Source organism: Alteromonas oceanisediminis, assembly GCF_018474025.1.
Classification (GTDB): domain Bacteria; phylum Pseudomonadota; class Gammaproteobacteria; order Enterobacterales; family Alteromonadaceae; genus Alteromonas_E; species Alteromonas_E oceanisediminis.
Genome location: NZ_JAHCTA010000007.1, coordinates 138,450 through 154,054 on the forward strand (window position 1 = coordinate 138,450; position 15,605 = coordinate 154,054).

General features: G+C 47.9%; 16 protein-coding genes. 4 read left to right on the forward strand and 12 right to left on the reverse strand.

Annotation, left to right across the window (positions count from 1 at the left end; genetic code table 11):
- The first annotated feature begins 89 nt into the window (after nt 1-89).
- Nucleotides 90-878, forward strand: a complete 789-nt coding sequence (locus tag KIU71_RS13565) for a DUF1439 domain-containing protein (protein WP_214131829.1) — start codon at nt 90-92, stop codon at nt 876-878.
- On the opposite strand, the gene KIU71_RS13570 is transcribed toward KIU71_RS13565, so the two are convergent.
- The 3 genes from KIU71_RS13570 to KIU71_RS13580 are packed head-to-tail and all read right to left on the reverse strand — an operon-like array spanning nt 875 to nt 4,286.
- The gene (locus KIU71_RS13570) at nt 875-2,380 is read right to left on the reverse strand and encodes a wax ester/triacylglycerol synthase domain-containing protein (RefSeq protein WP_214131830.1); all 1,506 of its coding nucleotides are present in this window, start codon (nt 2,378-2,380) and stop codon (nt 875-877) included. The genes KIU71_RS13565 and KIU71_RS13570 overlap by 4 nt on opposite strands.
- Entirely contained in the window at nt 2,377-3,027 is a 651-nt protein-coding gene (locus tag KIU71_RS13575; RefSeq protein WP_214131831.1) for a TetR/AcrR family transcriptional regulator, read from the reverse strand. Before KIU71_RS13575 ends, KIU71_RS13570 begins: the two co-directional genes overlap by 4 nt.
- Nucleotides 3,028-3,077: 50 nt before the next feature.
- The gene (locus KIU71_RS13580) at nt 3,078-4,286 is read right to left on the reverse strand and encodes a DUF445 domain-containing protein (protein ID WP_214131832.1); all 1,209 of its coding nucleotides are present in this window, start codon (nt 4,284-4,286) and stop codon (nt 3,078-3,080) included.
- Nucleotides 4,287-4,415: 129 nt separating this feature from the next.
- Here KIU71_RS13580 and KIU71_RS13585 point away from each other — a divergent pair, with 129 nt between their 5' ends.
- Nucleotides 4,416-5,903 carry a DUF3336 domain-containing protein gene (locus KIU71_RS13585; protein ID WP_214131833.1) on the forward strand — a complete coding sequence of 496 codons (1,488 nt, stop codon included), beginning with the start codon at nt 4,416-4,418 and terminating at the stop codon, nt 5,901-5,903.
- Nucleotides 5,900-7,264 carry a hypothetical protein gene (locus tag KIU71_RS13590; protein ID WP_214131834.1) on the forward strand — a complete coding sequence of 455 codons (1,365 nt, stop codon included), beginning with the start codon at nt 5,900-5,902 and terminating at the stop codon, nt 7,262-7,264. The genes KIU71_RS13585 and KIU71_RS13590 overlap by 4 nt, the downstream gene beginning before the upstream one ends.
- Nucleotides 7,265-7,266: 2 nt before the next feature.
- On the opposite strand, the gene KIU71_RS13595 is transcribed toward KIU71_RS13590, so the two are convergent.
- The 3 genes from KIU71_RS13595 to fadR all read right to left on the reverse strand — a co-directional run bounded on the left by KIU71_RS13595 (nt 7,267) and on the right by fadR (nt 9,042).
- Entirely contained in the window at nt 7,267-7,752 is a 486-nt protein-coding gene (locus tag KIU71_RS13595) for a hypothetical protein (RefSeq protein WP_214131835.1), read from the reverse strand.
- An 85-nt stretch (nt 7,753-7,837) separates the two neighbouring features.
- A complete protein-coding gene (locus KIU71_RS13600) occupies nt 7,838-8,200 on the reverse strand; it encodes a phasin-related domain-containing protein (RefSeq protein WP_214131836.1) in 363 nt (120 codons plus the stop codon).
- Nucleotides 8,201-8,331: 131 nt separating this feature from the next.
- Nucleotides 8,332-9,042, reverse strand: coding sequence for a fatty acid metabolism transcriptional regulator FadR (gene fadR, locus KIU71_RS13605; protein WP_214131837.1), 711 nt, complete (start codon nt 9,040-9,042; stop codon nt 8,332-8,334).
- 358 nt (nt 9,043-9,400) lie between these two features.
- Between fadR and dsbB the strand changes: the two genes are divergently transcribed.
- Nucleotides 9,401-9,919, forward strand: a complete 519-nt coding sequence (dsbB, locus tag KIU71_RS13610) for a disulfide bond formation protein DsbB (protein WP_214131838.1) — start codon at nt 9,401-9,403, stop codon at nt 9,917-9,919.
- Nucleotides 9,920-9,945: 26 nt separating this feature from the next.
- On the opposite strand, the gene KIU71_RS13615 is transcribed toward dsbB, so the two are convergent.
- The 6 genes from KIU71_RS13615 to fadD are packed head-to-tail and all read right to left on the reverse strand — an operon-like array spanning nt 9,946 to nt 15,376.
- Complete coding sequence (locus tag KIU71_RS13615) at nt 9,946-10,464, reverse strand: YcgN family cysteine cluster protein (protein ID WP_214131839.1); 519 nt, start codon at nt 10,462-10,464, stop codon at nt 9,946-9,948.
- An 8-nt stretch (nt 10,465-10,472) separates the two neighbouring features.
- A complete protein-coding gene (locus tag KIU71_RS13620; protein WP_214131840.1) occupies nt 10,473-11,177 on the reverse strand; it encodes a fumarylacetoacetate hydrolase family protein in 705 nt (234 codons plus the stop codon).
- Nucleotides 11,170-12,174, reverse strand: coding sequence for a lytic murein transglycosylase (locus tag KIU71_RS13625; protein ID WP_214131841.1), 1,005 nt, complete (start codon nt 12,172-12,174; stop codon nt 11,170-11,172). The genes KIU71_RS13620 and KIU71_RS13625 overlap by 8 nt, the downstream gene beginning before the upstream one ends.
- Nucleotides 12,174-12,518: a YcgL domain-containing protein gene (locus tag KIU71_RS13630; RefSeq protein ID WP_250207507.1), complete on the reverse strand. Its 345-nt coding sequence runs from the start codon at nt 12,516-12,518 to the stop codon at nt 12,174-12,176. Before KIU71_RS13630 ends, KIU71_RS13625 begins: the two co-directional genes overlap by 1 nt.
- A 12-nt stretch (nt 12,519-12,530) precedes the next feature.
- On the reverse strand, nt 12,531-13,703 hold the full coding sequence (rnd, locus tag KIU71_RS13635; RefSeq protein WP_214131842.1) for a ribonuclease D: 1,173 nt from the start codon (nt 13,701-13,703) through the stop codon (nt 12,531-12,533).
- A gap of 20 nt (nt 13,704-13,723) precedes the next feature.
- Nucleotides 13,724-15,376: a long-chain-fatty-acid--CoA ligase FadD gene (gene fadD, locus KIU71_RS13640; RefSeq protein ID WP_214131843.1), complete on the reverse strand. Its 1,653-nt coding sequence runs from the start codon at nt 15,374-15,376 to the stop codon at nt 13,724-13,726.
- Between the last annotated feature and the right edge of the window lie 229 nt (nt 15,377-15,605).

Consider the following 15,605-nt stretch of genomic DNA (forward strand, 5'->3'; position numbering starts at 1 on the left):
AGTCTACCAAAAACGGTTACAGGCAGTTAACAATTAAATGCGGCTAAATTCAATTAAATCTGCTCTTTAGCACGCGGCTCGGATTAGCATTGACTCAGCCACTATTTCTTTTCATCATTAAGGCCTCATTGACCAACGCAGAGCCGCCTTTGAGTATTCCCTGGCAAACCCTCTCATTGAGTGACCGCTGCAAAGTTGCCATCGCCATGTTATTGGTGAAATTAGGTAAACTTAAATACGATCAATTTTCAGAAGCTGAGCTTAATGCCCTTATTGTCACGCATTTTCCTCAGTCAATGCCGCTTCCCGTGCCCGTAGGTAAAGGCCGATTAACGCTGATCACCGGTGAGCTATTTATGCCAAAAAGCACAAACCGGCTTGAACTGAACGTATTGTGTGGCTTGGAGATCCGCGTTATGGGTAACCCAATTTACCGCGCTCATGTCAATGTTGTTGTGTCGGCAGAGCCGCTGTACATCGCCCAGCAGCAGTTGTTAAGCATTGATAAATTGCGCGTTGATTCTGTCGCCTTGATCAATGATGAATACGCGTTACTATCAGATACCACTCGCTTGATCGATAGCTTATCGCCGGTCCAGTTAAGTGGTTTTTTAGGCGCGCCATTGAAATCAGCCTTGAATGTGATCTCTGGCGGCACCTCCAACAGCGCCATCAATTACTTGAAACTGTATGTTGGTGGCAGTAAACAGCGTATTCTGGATTATCACCGTGAACACATTGAAGATCACATTATCGCGACCATTGCGAATGAGAACATCCACACCTCGATGAGTCATGACGACTGGCGTCAAAATTTGTTTGCCCGTCTGGGAAAACGGGTGGTGGTAGAAGAGCGAGAGTTGCGCTTTTACTTTTAGCCGGTAGCTTTAATTCGCTCGTGCTCAAACACCGTTTGAGTCGCCTCATCGGTTAAGGTCTCAGAAACAATGGAAACCGGCATATCAGCGATATGCTCCCCCATATCTTCTACGCTTACCGTCGGGTCATCCACGCACTTTTCGAGCAAATCAAACGCCTCGACACAGTACTGCGCCAGCGGCTGCAACGACTCAACGTGTTTATTGCAACATACCATGCCAATATTGGCAGTGCCTGCGTATGTCATCAGCGTAATGTTAACACCGCCTCCGGGCGTCATGGTCGACACCGGATAGTTCCCTAAAAGTCGGCTGTCTTTTAAGTAGCGTATGTCGGTGGGTCCCGGAATGTTCGATACCAGCAGGTTAGCGATCGGCTTAGGAAGATTCGATAAACGCAACACCTCAAATAGCAACGCAATCGATTGAATAAACACAGTGTAATAGCTGAATGCACCCGGGCTCGCATGCTGCGCTGCCTGTTTCACAATGCGGTGATTATTAATAGTTTGCCGCAGTCTTAGGTAGGGGTCGGTTTTTCCGTGTGCCAGTTCTACCGGCACAATCGCAATTTTATTGCCCGATGTTTGTTCGCCGGGTTTACGTAAATTGATGGGCATATTGGTAAACAATGCTTTTTCAAAGGTTTGTCCGTGGTCCTGTAAAAATCGGTGGATACCGATGTCAAAAACGCACAGCAAGATTTCATTGGCCGACGCGCGGGTACGCTTGCCTAACTGGCGAACTCGCTCAAAATCGAAGTCAACAGTGGCGACAGCACGCCCCGATTTCACCTGCCCCGTCAGCACCGTTTTGGTGCCTGCAAAAGGTAGCGGCATGTAATGCCGATTGATACGCAGCAATTTAAAAAACAAGCGGATAAAGATAACCAATAAATCTTTTGTGGCTATGAGGAAATCAGCAATTCCGCGCAATACGCGGCGCCATAGCTTCGCCTTGTTACGCTTATGTCGATTGCGCACGGCAGACCAGACAGGTACAAAACTATCGGTGCTCGGTTCGCTGATGTAACCTTGTTGAAACCAGCGCACCAATGAAGCGCCATCGCCGTACATGTGATGAACTTTGACATAAATCGCGTACACATCACTCTTTGCGTCATGAATAAAATGAAACTGCCACAGTGGCTTATCTCGATCCAGCATGACCTCATGCATTTTTGCCACATAAGCGTCAAGCGCAACTCGGTCGCTGACATCATCGATGGTGTGCAGTTGCACATGGTAGTTCATGTCCAATCGATCGACAGTGACCAAACGGAGCGGAAATTTCAGAAAACTGCTGACGCGACAATTAAACGGTGCGGTCGCTTTGTCATGCTGGCTGACTTCATCAAACAATGCTTCGACATAGTTTTCTGCTGCACCTGCAGGCATCTGCAACAATTGTAAACTGGCGACATGTTTTGGGTTGTTGGCCGACTCGGTGATCCAGAATGTTTTGTCCAGAAACGTTAGCGGTTTAGGCGCAGGCTTTTTCATAACACTCCTTGCTCATGTCGGCTGAAGGTATGCGCTGCAATGTCATTTTGAAGCTGACTAAGGTGCGCTGAGTCGATAGTGATGCGGGGCAATAGCAGTGCCAATAGCAACCCTAGTGCACTGTAAATTTGCGTTTCTTCATCAAACTTCTGTTTAATTTGGTAATACTGACTGGATTGCAACATGACAGCACTGCACAGCTCAACTAAGCTGGGCAGTTCAGAGGCTTTCGCGCGAATTGATTTTTGTTCAACGGCATTTTGCATCAGCATCAATAAGGCACGCTCCAACGCTGACACCATGCGATGATGCCCCTTTCGCAGCATCGGGTACTTTTCCATCAGATCCAGAGGCGAACGATACAAGAACCGATATAAATGCAGTTTTTCCAGCAGCAAATAAAAATAGTAGAAGCTTTCTTCCAGATTAAGTGATGCGCTGTTCAGCTGAGAGAGTAAGTGTTCCATCTGACTGCGGTGCAATGAGTATAGCGCGTCGACTATTTGCTCTTTGCCCTTAAAATGGTAGTACAAATTGCCAGGGCTGATATCCAGTTCATTGGCAATATCGACACTGGTCACGCTACTTTCTCCGTGCTCATTGAACAGCGCAAGCGACGTTGCGAGTATGCGTTGTGCTGTTTTCATGTGCGTATCTCTCCTTAACCTGTACTAGCGTCTTTGGGTTGCAGTCACCGTTAGATAAATAACCCGTACAATTGCCCGAAACCGGCCAGCATACCTAACACAGCACCTGTGACGATAAGCTTCCATTCATCCGCTTGATAGGCTGGGCGCAATACGCCCTCAAACTCTTCCGGACTTAGCAGTTGCATTCTGCCGCACAAATCGTCGCCCACCTGCAATGCATTGTTGGCATAATCGTAGGCGTACATCAAGTATTTGTCTGTGTTATCAAAGATTTGCTTTACCGCTAACTCTTTCATTCGAAAATAGTTTTCTGACCCAACGCCAAGGGCAAAATAGGGCTGAGCAATCGCCACATAACGTTCGATGGCATCGTTGACATGCAACTCGATCAACTCCAGCAACTGGGCAGATCCTGAACCATGCATGATCATGTTGGTTATATTCTTTGAGTTGATTAAACGAGCCTGGATAATGTCTGAATAAACACGTGAAACCTCGTTTTGCCGTTTCAGAAACATGCCTTGCAGATTGACAGGACCAAGCTTTATTGGGTGCTTGGGTTCAAAAATGATCTTAATTGCAATCCAGTTTGTTGCATAACCTACCAGCAGCCCACCAAGGGGTAAAATCCACCAGGCCTGATAAAAATGCCACAACAACATCGTCGGTAGGCCGAACAGGAAACCGAAGTAAAAACCGGACTTAATGATAAACGGAAATTCTTTCTCACCGGATTTTAGAAAAATCTCGTTAATTAACTCAGGCTCATTGACCAATTGCTCCACCACGAGCTCTTTGATGTTAAGGATTTCATTAATGTTATGTTGAAAATCGCCCACCATTTTTCTGACGACATTAGGAATGTCATTTTCGATCCGCGCGTAGACCAAATTCTTGCCTTGAACCGGCAGACCCGCCCACAACTGTGGCGCAGATTCGCGCATCACGTCGTTGACAATTTTCCTGACGACTTGCTTCAGTCGATGCTGAATGGCTTTGGTGAGTTCCTCGGGATCAAGGCGTTCAGCGAGTTCTTCGACACTGAGTAATTTATCCAGCACCAGCTCAACCTCAATCTCGGCCATCTCTCTACGTTTCGCCGGTATCAGGCCCTGCCACCCAAAAAACGGCTTAACCCCCACGAAGTCGATAGGATAAAACATCATTTTGACGGCAAGAAAGTTTGTCAGCCACCCGACGATCGCACTAATAAGCGGGATTGACAGCAAGCTTATTGTTGCTAGGTTCCATTCCATACTGACGATTTGACGCCTTTTTATTATGATTCATCACATTGTACACAATACACGCGTGGAATAAATTGGGTAGTCGTTTCTAATCATTTTGTTTAAACTCGCTGCATCAAAACTCCCCAATGGTGCCGTATGCCTTTGTTCAGCAGTCGATTGAATCAGTTAGAAGACGTCATTGAACATGCTCAAACTTATGCTGAATATCGTGAAGCCTGCGAAGCTCACGATGAGTTGTCTGGCGCCGATGAATGGAAAGCTAAAGATCATAGCCGCGACTATGACTATCGGCTAATCCGTAAACGCGTACAGCGGATCAAGCTGGCTCGCGGTCGTGGCGATATTCTGGCACTTATGTCGATATTGCACGAGGGGTTGCACGGTAATTTAGGCAACATCGCGAATCCGGTATTACGCAATCAATCAAAAATTGGCACTAAACAACTGATTATCGATTTCATCGAACAGGTCGTCGCGGCATTGGATGATATCTATAATGCGCCTGAACATGACGTTGATTTCTACGAAAAGCTGTCTTTCTTTGAAGAAACTGCACACGCGTTTGGTCGCAGCTGCCTCATGCTCAGTGGCGGCGCTGGCTTAGGCTTTTTCCATTGTGGCGTAGTGAAGTCACTGAATGAACGTAGCCTACTACCCGGTGTGATCAGCGGCGCGAGCGCTGGCTCAATCATTGCGGCCATGTTGGGTACCCGGACACAGGATGAACTGTGCGATGTGCTAAATGCCGAGTTTATCTTTGAAAAATTTCAAGACTGGCGATTATTTAAAGGGATCACCAGTAATAGTCTATTCGACAGTACCAAATTAGAAAACGCGCTGATTGAGTTGTTCGATGTGATGACATTCGAAGAAGCCTTTAAGCGCACAGGTCTGCATGTGACGGTCACCGTGTCTCCAGCTGATTTACACCAGTATTCGCGTTTACTCAATGCGAAAACCTCGCCAAATGCAATTATTGCGCAAGCGGTGCGGGCTTCTTGTGCGGTCCCCATCGTGTTTAGCCCGGTGCAGTTGCGCGCGAAAACCGCAACCGGAGATATCATTCCGTATATCCCCAACCGTCGCTTTGCTGATGGATCGCTCATGGCCGACCTTCCTTTTGAGCGTCTGGCGCGATTGTACGGTGTTAACCACAGTATTGTGAGCCAAACCAATCCGCTGGCAGTGCCTTTTCTGTCGCGCAATCCAAAAGACACTGATACGTTAGCCGGGATCACGGTGCGTCATGCGGCCAACCTCGCGAAAGTGAACAGTATTTTTGCGTTTGATTTGCTCAGCTCAGCGATTAACAATCGCGGCGCAAAACTGGCCATTCATAAAGTGCGCTCCATCATCGACCAACAATATGTGGGCGATGTGAACATTCTTCCTGAGCGTGGCATGCGCAGCTTGGCTCATTTATGGTCAAACCCGACCGTTGACAGTATCGCTGAGTTGATCAAAAGTGGCGAGCGCGCCACATGGCCAGAGCTCGATTACATTGAGAGAAGCACACTGATCAGTCAAACCTTGCGTCGCTCATTAAAAAATCTCAAGCAAAGAGAACAGCGAGTGCTCGCCAATCATCAGGGGCTGCATCTGGTGGGCGCTAAGTCAGCATGAGCAACGAATTCCTACGCGACGCCTATTTAGAGCAAGTTAGTCAAGCGGTTGATGAGGTTTATCCCGCCGATAAAAACAAGCCTTCCATTTACCGGGATACCACGTCATTTTTTATCAATGACGCCAAAAATACGCGTGAGCAATTGGATCTCAAGATTAAAATTGCTCAGGTACAGGATGAACTGGCTGATGCGCGGCAACATGACGAAGTGCTCGAAAAGCGGCTTATGGGGTTGATTGCCTCCCTCGATGATTCCAAGCAAAAAGATGCGACCGACCGGCACAACCGGCTCAATCGTGTGCGCAAAGTCTGTCAAACCCTGTATCAATTGTGTGAAGGGAAAAATCCCACAGAGACGCAACAAAAAACAGCCAAATTTCTAGCCGCGTTGTGGTTGATTTCAGAAAACCACCAAGGTGACTACCGAACACTGCATCAGCGTTTGAAAGCGCCATATAAAGTGGCTATCACCTTGCGTTTCATTGATGACGTACTGCGCAACCAACTCGCTCAAGTGCCGAATTGGGAGTCATTTACTGATCCTGATATGCGCTACAAAAATGAACAAAATCAGCAGCGCTGGTTTGCTGCGGTTGCGATGCCAATCATGATGGCTGCACTGTTTCAGGACGCAGGACTACAACATCCATTGGCTTTGCGCTTATTGAACGGTGCACGGGGTGAGCTTGACCCGTTTAGGGTGCTTAATCAGGAAGAGCGACCATCATTACTCAAAATGAACTATCGCTTCAGTGTCGATTACGTCACGCTCGGACTGGGAGTGGATTACGCCACAAACTATGCCAGCCCCGAGGAGCAAATCCTTGCACACGCGACCACCTTAGAGGTGGTCAAAGATGCGTATAAACCCATGCAAGGGATTGGCGAACTGATCAAAATTCCACAAATTTACGCGTCAGTTGTATTTTCAACTAAGCAGCACTTTGTGCGTGAAGATGTTCCTAAAGATTGCATGCTTGTCGACCAGCTCGGCAAAAAGGGCGTTCTTCAGCCGGCTTTAGCGAAGTCTTTCAGCGGCATCACCGGGTTGTTTCCACAGGGGTTTGGTGTCCTCAATCAGGATTACAAAGGGATGGTATATGGGCTCAACCCTAACAGCGCTCACGAGCCTCATTGCCTGCCATTGTTGGACCACAACGACGCCTTGGTCAACCAACCTGAACACGTGTTGGCCAAAGCTGAAAATTTCTATTTTACCTCAACACGCAAGCAATTTAGCGTGGTCGAGAAAGCTAAAATTGATGTATTGGTAAAGCCTAATAACACGCCGCCCGATACCAATTTCTGGCAACCATCACAGTACTTTACGCGATGGCAGCCTACATGGGCGGCGCTTTAGCGTTATTCATCGTCAGCTTTTTTAGCCGTGCTCGCTTTGGTGGTACGCGGCTTCCGCGCGGGCTTTGCCCCAGCGGTTTTACTGGCAGCCGCTTTCGGTGCTGATTTTGTCGCAGTTCGACGCGTCGCAGGCTTTTTCGCCGGCGCCTTAGTCGTTGATTTCGCCTTAGCTTCTTTTTCAGCTAAAGCGGCTACGACATCAATCAGTGCGTCGACTTTATTCGACAACTGATTCAGCTGTTCGTCTCGGCGGCTTTTGCCTAGGCCAAGTGGTCTTAACCACGATGTCATGGGATTACTCAATGTACGGCTCCGGGTTTTAATTTTTGCTTCAACCACTTCACCGCGCGAAGCAAGCTCATTAAACAGCGCGTTCGACTGCGTCACAGCCTTGTCAAACTGTACAGACAGTTCGCTAAGCTGGTCGGCAACAAGGCCGCATGAAGCATTCGCGAAACTCACAAACGGATTTTTGCTATGGGTGCTCATACTTGCTCCTTAAACGTAATTTCGTGGACTAATAAGCGCACTCAATAATGAGTGCGCCTGAAGGTCAACACGTTCTACTATGCGCTTACTTATTGGCAGCAAGTTTAGCAACGGCTTCAGTCAGCGCGTCGATTTTTGCAGAAAGCTCTTCGATTTTCTGATCCTGGCTTTCAGTGCTGTCTAAACCCAGCTTCTTACGCACGTCAGATACACGATCTTCTACTTCTGACGTTGTTTGCTTGAATTTGCCTTTCGCATCTTGCTCTAAAGATTCACCTTTAACGACAAGTTCTTCAAACATTTTTTGCGTGTCGGCACTGAGTTGCTCATAGCGACCTTGTGCTTCATCGATACTTTTACCGTAAGCGCCAAGGCCTGCTAACCAAATTTTACGTGCAAAATCTTCAGCTTCGTTTAACTTTGTTTTGATCTGTTGTGTCTTAGTCATGATGTTCTCCAGTGACTGATTTGTTAATTCCTGTATAGAATACAAATCGTCATTAGAAACCGCATACTAAACCGAGCATTTGCGAGGATTTATGGGAGGAAAAATCATATCCCTATGATTTATAAAACAATTTAGTCGACCAAATCACTGGGTATTGTCTCGCGAACCTGACTCCAAACCTTACCACTTTCAATGCCATATCGGCGCAATAACGTGGGAACCGACTCGTAATCGCCTTTCTCTGCTGCAGCTAAAAGGTTTTGATAAAACGCTTTGACCGCATCACGCGCACTTTGGTGCGAAAAGAAATAGCCGCCAATCCGCGCGTACATGCTTCTGAAACCATTCATCATTAACACAAAAACAGGGTTGCCGGAGGCTAACGCCAGATCGTGATTAAGCTGATAGTCAAACTCGGCAAACGCTAGCCCCTCTTCAGGAACTTCCGTGTACCGACTTATTATTTCAACTGACTTTTCCGGATTGTTACGCAACGCACCACGGATGAATACCGCACTTAAGTTAGTGCGGGCAGCAAGCAGATTATCAATTAAGTCCGGGATCCCTTCCTGGTCGAGACGCGCCAAAGTTTCTAGAATGTTCAAGCCGCAGGTTTCCCAAAAATTATTCACTTTCGTGGGCTTACCGTGTTGGATGGTTAGCCAACCATCTCTCGCCAGACGTTGTAGTACTTCGCGCAACGTTGTTCTCGTTACGCCAATGAGTTCAGACAGCTCGCGTTCAGCGGGCAAAATCGTGCCCGGTGCAAAACGCCCACTCCAAATCGACTCGACAATGTATTCCTCTGCAAAACCGGCAGGGCTCTGAGCCTTATATATCATGTACTACACACCTGTGATGTTGTTATTGTTTTTACTGATTGTACCAGTTAATTTTGGCAGTTATCCGAGCACACGTAAACAACAATTTAACATAGCGAAAAAACGCCGCAAAAATACCGCTATCTGTGCTCAAAATCAACGCAAACCCCGTTTCTTAGAATACCACAGGCTACGGTCGTTGCAGAGCAAAGAGTCATGCCATGCGCGAGGGCTGGATAATTTTTCGTCAACATGACTGAACGGATGCCTGGGATCTGTTTTCAACGAGTATTGATTGTCCGCGACACGGTAACAACGGTATGATTCAAGCCAATGTTATGTTTCACTATTTTCCAATGCGGATTAGGTGCTTATCGCCATGATTAACTTTATACACCAGTGGTCAAAACAACGTTCGAGTTGGGCGTTGCTATTCTTTTCGGTTTTGGGATTAGAGCTGACAGCGCTGTATTTCCAATATGGTATGGATTTGCGCCCCTGCATTATGTGTATTTATCAGCGCACAGCCTTGTTTGGCGTTTTGCTGGCCGCGCTATTACCTTTGCTGGTCAACCAGCGTTTGACGCGCGCTTTAGGCTATGCTGTTTGGGGGGTGTCATCAGTATGGGGCTTTGTTATCGCAAAAGAGCACGTTGATATCATCAAAGCAGCAAATCCGTTTGTGCCGTGCGAAATCGTGCCGAATTTTCCAGTATGGCTTCCACTTCACGAGTGGCTGCCCCGACTCTTCGCTGCAAACGGTGATTGCCTCGAGAATAGCTGGCAGTTTGCGGGTATGGGAATGGCCGAATGGATGATGGTAATTTTCGGCTTTTACACGCTGTTACTCGCTGTTGTGTTAGCGGCAAAGTTAGCGGCTCGTCGAACCGCCGTTTAAGCGAATAAACGGCGGGGCGTAGTCAGCTAATCGATATCCTCTAATGGCCACAGTGCAATGTAGTCATGAAACTCGTCCAAGTCGACGTCATTCTCGTTCACAGTTTTCCCACGAACCGACATACCCGCCTTATGCATGGCGGTCTTCTTACTGCGATTGAGTAAAGGATGCCAACTCGGCAGGCCTCGCCCCTCGTGCAAACGTCGATAGCTACAGCTTGGCGGCATGTAGAAGATACGGTCCAGATTCTGTTGCGTTAACTGAACACAATCTGGCACACGTACAGTTCGGTTTTGATAGTCCGAACAGGCGCAAGTTTTCGTATTCAACAGATCACAGACAATGTTGGTAAAGTGAACGTGCTCACCCTCGTACAAGGTGTCGGTACCGGAGACCGCATAAACCGAGTCTTCTGCAGTGTCGTCATCGATAAACTTATGCAAGCAACATTTACCACAGCCATCACACAAGGCTTCCCACTCTGAGCGTGTCATGTCGCTCAGCGATGTAGTTTCCCAAAAAGGCCCCTCTTCAGAGTGCGACATAAAAACTCCTAACGGATCACTGTGGTTGAAACCACTATGGGTTCGGGTAACAAGGCACCACTGAGACGCGCTTCGATAGCATCCTCGTGGTGAAGTGGCCCGACACCGGCCGGTGTGCCGGTCAGTACGACGTCGCCGGGGACCAGTGTAAAGGTAGCGCTGATTTCGCACAGCAGGTCCAATATCGAGAAAATCATATCGCGACTGCATCCCGATTGACGCAACTGACCATTAATCGAGAGTGAAAGCTGCAAACCCTGCAAATGTTGGCCGTCTTGCGGACTCTCTAGTGACACCGGCTGAAAAACGGATAATGGACAACTGCGATCAAACGCCTTTGCACGCTCCCACGGGTGCCCACTGGCTTTTAACGCTGTTTGTGCATCACGTAACGTCAAATCGAGCCCCAAGCCGACACCACAGATGGCGCTAATTGCCGAGCCTTTGTCCGCCTTCGACAGGGGTTTTCCAACCAGAATAGCGACTTCTATTTCATTGTGGCAGGTCCCCCAACCGGCTGGAATATGCAATGGCTGATGCATATCGGCCAGCGCTGTCTGCGGCTTCATAAAAAGCAACGGATGTTGAGGTATGTCATTACCCAGTTCACGCGCATGTGCCTGATAATTCCGCCCTACACAGACGATTTTTCCTGCTGAAACATGACAATCACGATTGTCACGGAACCGATGTCGATAGACGCTTTCACTCACCTTTTTGGATCCGCTCTGAGAGGTAGCTCACTGAAATACCAAAATAGCTGGATCGATTCCACTTCATTAACGTGTGAAAATTGTTGTAAACCAAATAGGCTCGCCCAGCCGGTCCGTCGGGCATGATCAGGTTTGCATTGATGGCGACCTCAGGAAGATCAGCGCCGTTGAATCGACGCACACCGAGCGCTTGCCACTCAGCCAATGATTTTGCTGCTCGCTTATCTAAACCACTCAATTTGACTAGCGGGTCACCCACAAATGACACTTGTCGTCCCCAGGTTTGCTGCCCATTCCACCCTTCAGAGGCTAAGTAGTTTGCAATAGACGCAAAAACATCGGCGGGATTTGTCCAAATATCTTTTCGACCATCGCCGTCATGATCAACGGCGTAGGTCAGAAATGAAGACGGGATAAATTGACTCTGCCCCATTGCCCCCGCCCACGAGCCGGTGAAACTCTCCAGCGCAATGTGGCCTTCGTCCAAGATCTGTAGCGCGGCAAAAAACTGTTTGCGAAACAGTGCTTCACGACGCCCTTCAAACGCAAGGGTAGCCAACGCAGATAATACGGGGATGTTGCCCTGAATGCGGCCAAAGTTACTTTCGTTCCCCCACAAGGCTACAATAAAACGTTTTTGAACACCGTACTTCTGAGCGACATCATCCAGCAATGCGGCATGCTCTTCCATCTTGTCGAGCGCTTGTTTAACCTTCCAGTCGGGTACACGTGTTTCTAAATAAGTATCAAGCGTAATCTTGCGCTCGGGCTGATTTTTATCCGAAGAAATAACGCGTTTGCGCAGGGCAACGGTTGCCAGAGCCTTATCAACAAAGGTGTCATCAAAACCTTGCTGTATCGCCTCTGCGCGCAATTCACTGACATAACTTTTAAACTGGGTATCGATGTCTTGCTCGACCTCATCATGCGCAGCGACGGCAAAAACCTGCACCAATAGCGCGATGAGCCACACACGATAAAACCAACGCTGGCGCATTATTTGATCTCCCGAGGAGGTTGTGGTGAAAGCCCTAATTCCTGACGATGTTCAGCTAGCCAATTTTCCTGCTTAGGCGGCATTTGCAAATAAAAACCATCGTGCTCAAAAGCGGCACTCAAGACTGCCTTATCAATGTGCAATGATTTGTTGGTTTTCTCGGGAATATGCATCACCAGTTGCGGATTAGGAAATTTTTCCATTAACGCCGCCGGTACATCAGCGAAATCATTCGCCACGGGCACGTATAAAAACATGCCCTGTTTTTTAGGCGTCTTATAGACGCTGCAAAACAGCGCCATCGGTACCGCGGTTTTTTGTTTATCGTTACTTGCTGATGTCATGCAATCTACTCTCTAATCAATACTACGAACCGGCTCACCAAGTAGAGACAACAACGGTTCAGCCATAAGCGGTTTGCGCCACCCCATCAATAAGTCTGGCAGTAAGTGTTGTGCGCTGGTTTCTTCGACATCAAACCACCACCATTTTAACAGTTGATTGAGCTGTTTTTTAGAGGCAATTACCTCAGTGGTTAAACTTTCCCGTTCAGCAATGTGGCCACACAGCGCTTTTAGTTGAGACAACGTTTTTTTGTATTGCGGCAGTTCGGTCAAGCGTTGAATCGGAGGAACACGGCAATTGTGCGGTTCAGTATCGTATTTAGCCAGCGACTGATTAATCAGACCAACTACCGTATCACCATGCTTACGGACTTCCTGTGGTAATAACCCACACTGCGATGACAACTGTGACTTGCCTGAGGGTAAGTACTGCGCCAGCGCAAACAGGTGTGACTCCTTGATGATGAAGTTAATGGCACTGTTTCTTTCTCGGGCCAGGTTCAATCGCCATGCTGCTAATTTTTTAAGCACGTAGCGTTGGCGCTCATTTAACTTCCACGCATTTCCGATTAACAGATAGGCCATGGCCGGTGGCATATTGGCCATTTTTTTCTGCCCTAGTGCATCAAGCTCATCGTAAATGAGGCCACGCAGTCCGCTCGCATCCACCTGCTTGCTCAATTGCAGGTACACATCATGCAGATAAATAACATCATTCGCGGCATAGTGAAGTTGATTCTCAGACAGGGGGCGCGCCAACCAATCTGTGCGTGATTCACCTTTATCCAGTGCCACATTGCAGGTGAGTTCCACGAGTCTGGCATAACCCAGCGTTGGGCCCATACCAAGCAAATTAGCGGCGTATTGGGTATCAAAAATAGGCGCTGGTAGCACCCCTAAATGGGCAAGAAAAACCTCAAGATCTTCTGAGCAGGCGTGCAGAACTTTAACAATGTCACTGTTTGTCAACAATCTCGCGAAGGCATCCAGATTTGTCAGCCCTAGCGGATCAATTAAGTAGGCTCTGTCGCCATCAAACACTTGCAGCAAACCTAATTGCGGTAATAGCGTGCGGGTTCGAACAAACTCGGTATCCAGCGTAAAAAAAGACAGCGTGCCAAGGTGGGCGCACAGGTGTTCGAAATCAGTTTGTTCGGTGATCAGCCGATAGTGTGTGTCAAACATAGTCGGCTCTCACCCGCAACTTAGTCGCGCAACTCGCGACGCAGTATTTTCCCCACATTCGTTTTGGGCAATTCGTCTTTGAACACCACATGCTTGGGAATTTTATAGCCCGTCAGATGCGAACGACAGTGTTCAATAACCATCGCCTCTGTTAACGACTCATCGCGGCGCACAACAAATAACTTCACGACCTCACCAGACACCTCATGTGGCACCCCAACCGCTGCGGCCTCCACAATCCATTCATGCATAGCCGCAACTTCTTCAATTTCATTGGGGAACACATTGAAGCCGGACACAAGGATCATGTCTTTCTTGCGATCGACAATATAGAAATATCCCTGCTCGTCTACCTTAGCGATATCGCCTGTCGCCAGCCAACCATCTTGTAAAATTTCAGCGGTCGCTTCAGCCCGATTTAAATAGCCCGCCATCACCTGCGGACCTTTGACCCACATCTCTCCGACCTCACCCACACCAACCTCATTACCATCGTCATCCATGAGCTTAATATCTGTGGAGGGTACCGGCATACCAATACTGCCTTTGTAAGCTTCCAACGACGGCGGGTTGACCGTCACCACCGGCGAGCACTCCGTTAGCCCATACCCTTCTAAAAGCACCGTTCCGGTCACTTCCTGCCACTTTTCTGCCACTGGACGCTGCACAGCCATGCCGCCGCCTAAACCAAATTTAAACTGGCTAAAATCAAGTTCTTTGAATTCAGGGGTATTGAGTAGCCCGTTAAACAGCGTATTCACGCCCGGCAGAATCGCAAAAGGATACTTACTTAACTCACTGACAAAGCCTTGCATGTCTCTCGGGTTGGTAATTAACAGGTTCGGACAGCCAAACTTCATAAACAACAAACAGTTACTGACAAGCGCGAAAATATGATACAGCGGCAATGCAGTCACGACGATATCTTCACCCTGCGTGATCGCGGTTTCAAGGATGCCTGAAACTTGCTCCAAATTTGCAATTAAATTGCGGTGCGTCAGCATGGCGCCTTTTGACACGCCAGTCGTGCCGCCGGTGTATTGAAGAAACGCTAACTCGTCATTAGTGACCTCAGGGCGCGTGTACGAAGAAGACTGCCCTTTGTTCAGCGCATCCATAAAACGCTTGGCATCAGGTAAATGAAAAGATGGCACCATTTTCTTAATGTACTTCACCGCAACATTAACCAACCAGCGTTTTGGCGCTGGCAACATATCGCCGATAGACGTCAGAAGTACGGATGTTACCTGCGTTTTATCAATCACCTTCTCTAAGGTTGTTGCAAAGTTCTCAACAATCACGATGGTTTTGACATTGGCATCCGTTAACTGATGCTGTAATTCACGCGGCGTGTAGAGCGGATTCACGTTCACGACCACCATGCCTGCGCGTAGAATACCAAAGATGGCAACGGGGTATTGCATCAGGTTTGGCATCATAATCGCCACGGCGTCGCCGCGTTTCAAGCCTGATTGCTGTAAATACGCAGCAAACTGTTTTGAGAGCTTATCTAATTCATTAAAGGTGATTGAATGACCCATGTTGATATAAGCAGTTTTGTCACCAAAGGTTTTGACGGATTGTTCGAACACGTCAATGAGTGATGAGTAAACATCTGCGTCGATGTCTGGCGCGATACGTTGGTCATAGTGCTTAAGCCAAATCTTATCCATGGTCCTTCCTGCAAGCGTATTTGAACATGAAGTCACAAACCGACTTCAACAAAGCGCTAGTGTTGTTATTGTTAATTAAGGCTATTCGGCGTCGCGTTCAGGCACAAGACGGGCCGAATACAGCCATGCATGGTAATAAAAGTTAACACAAAGTTAAATCATCAACTGCGGTATTTAAGTTTTTCGAATAAAAATTAGACGGTGATTGCCAAGGCGCGCCCTAATATTC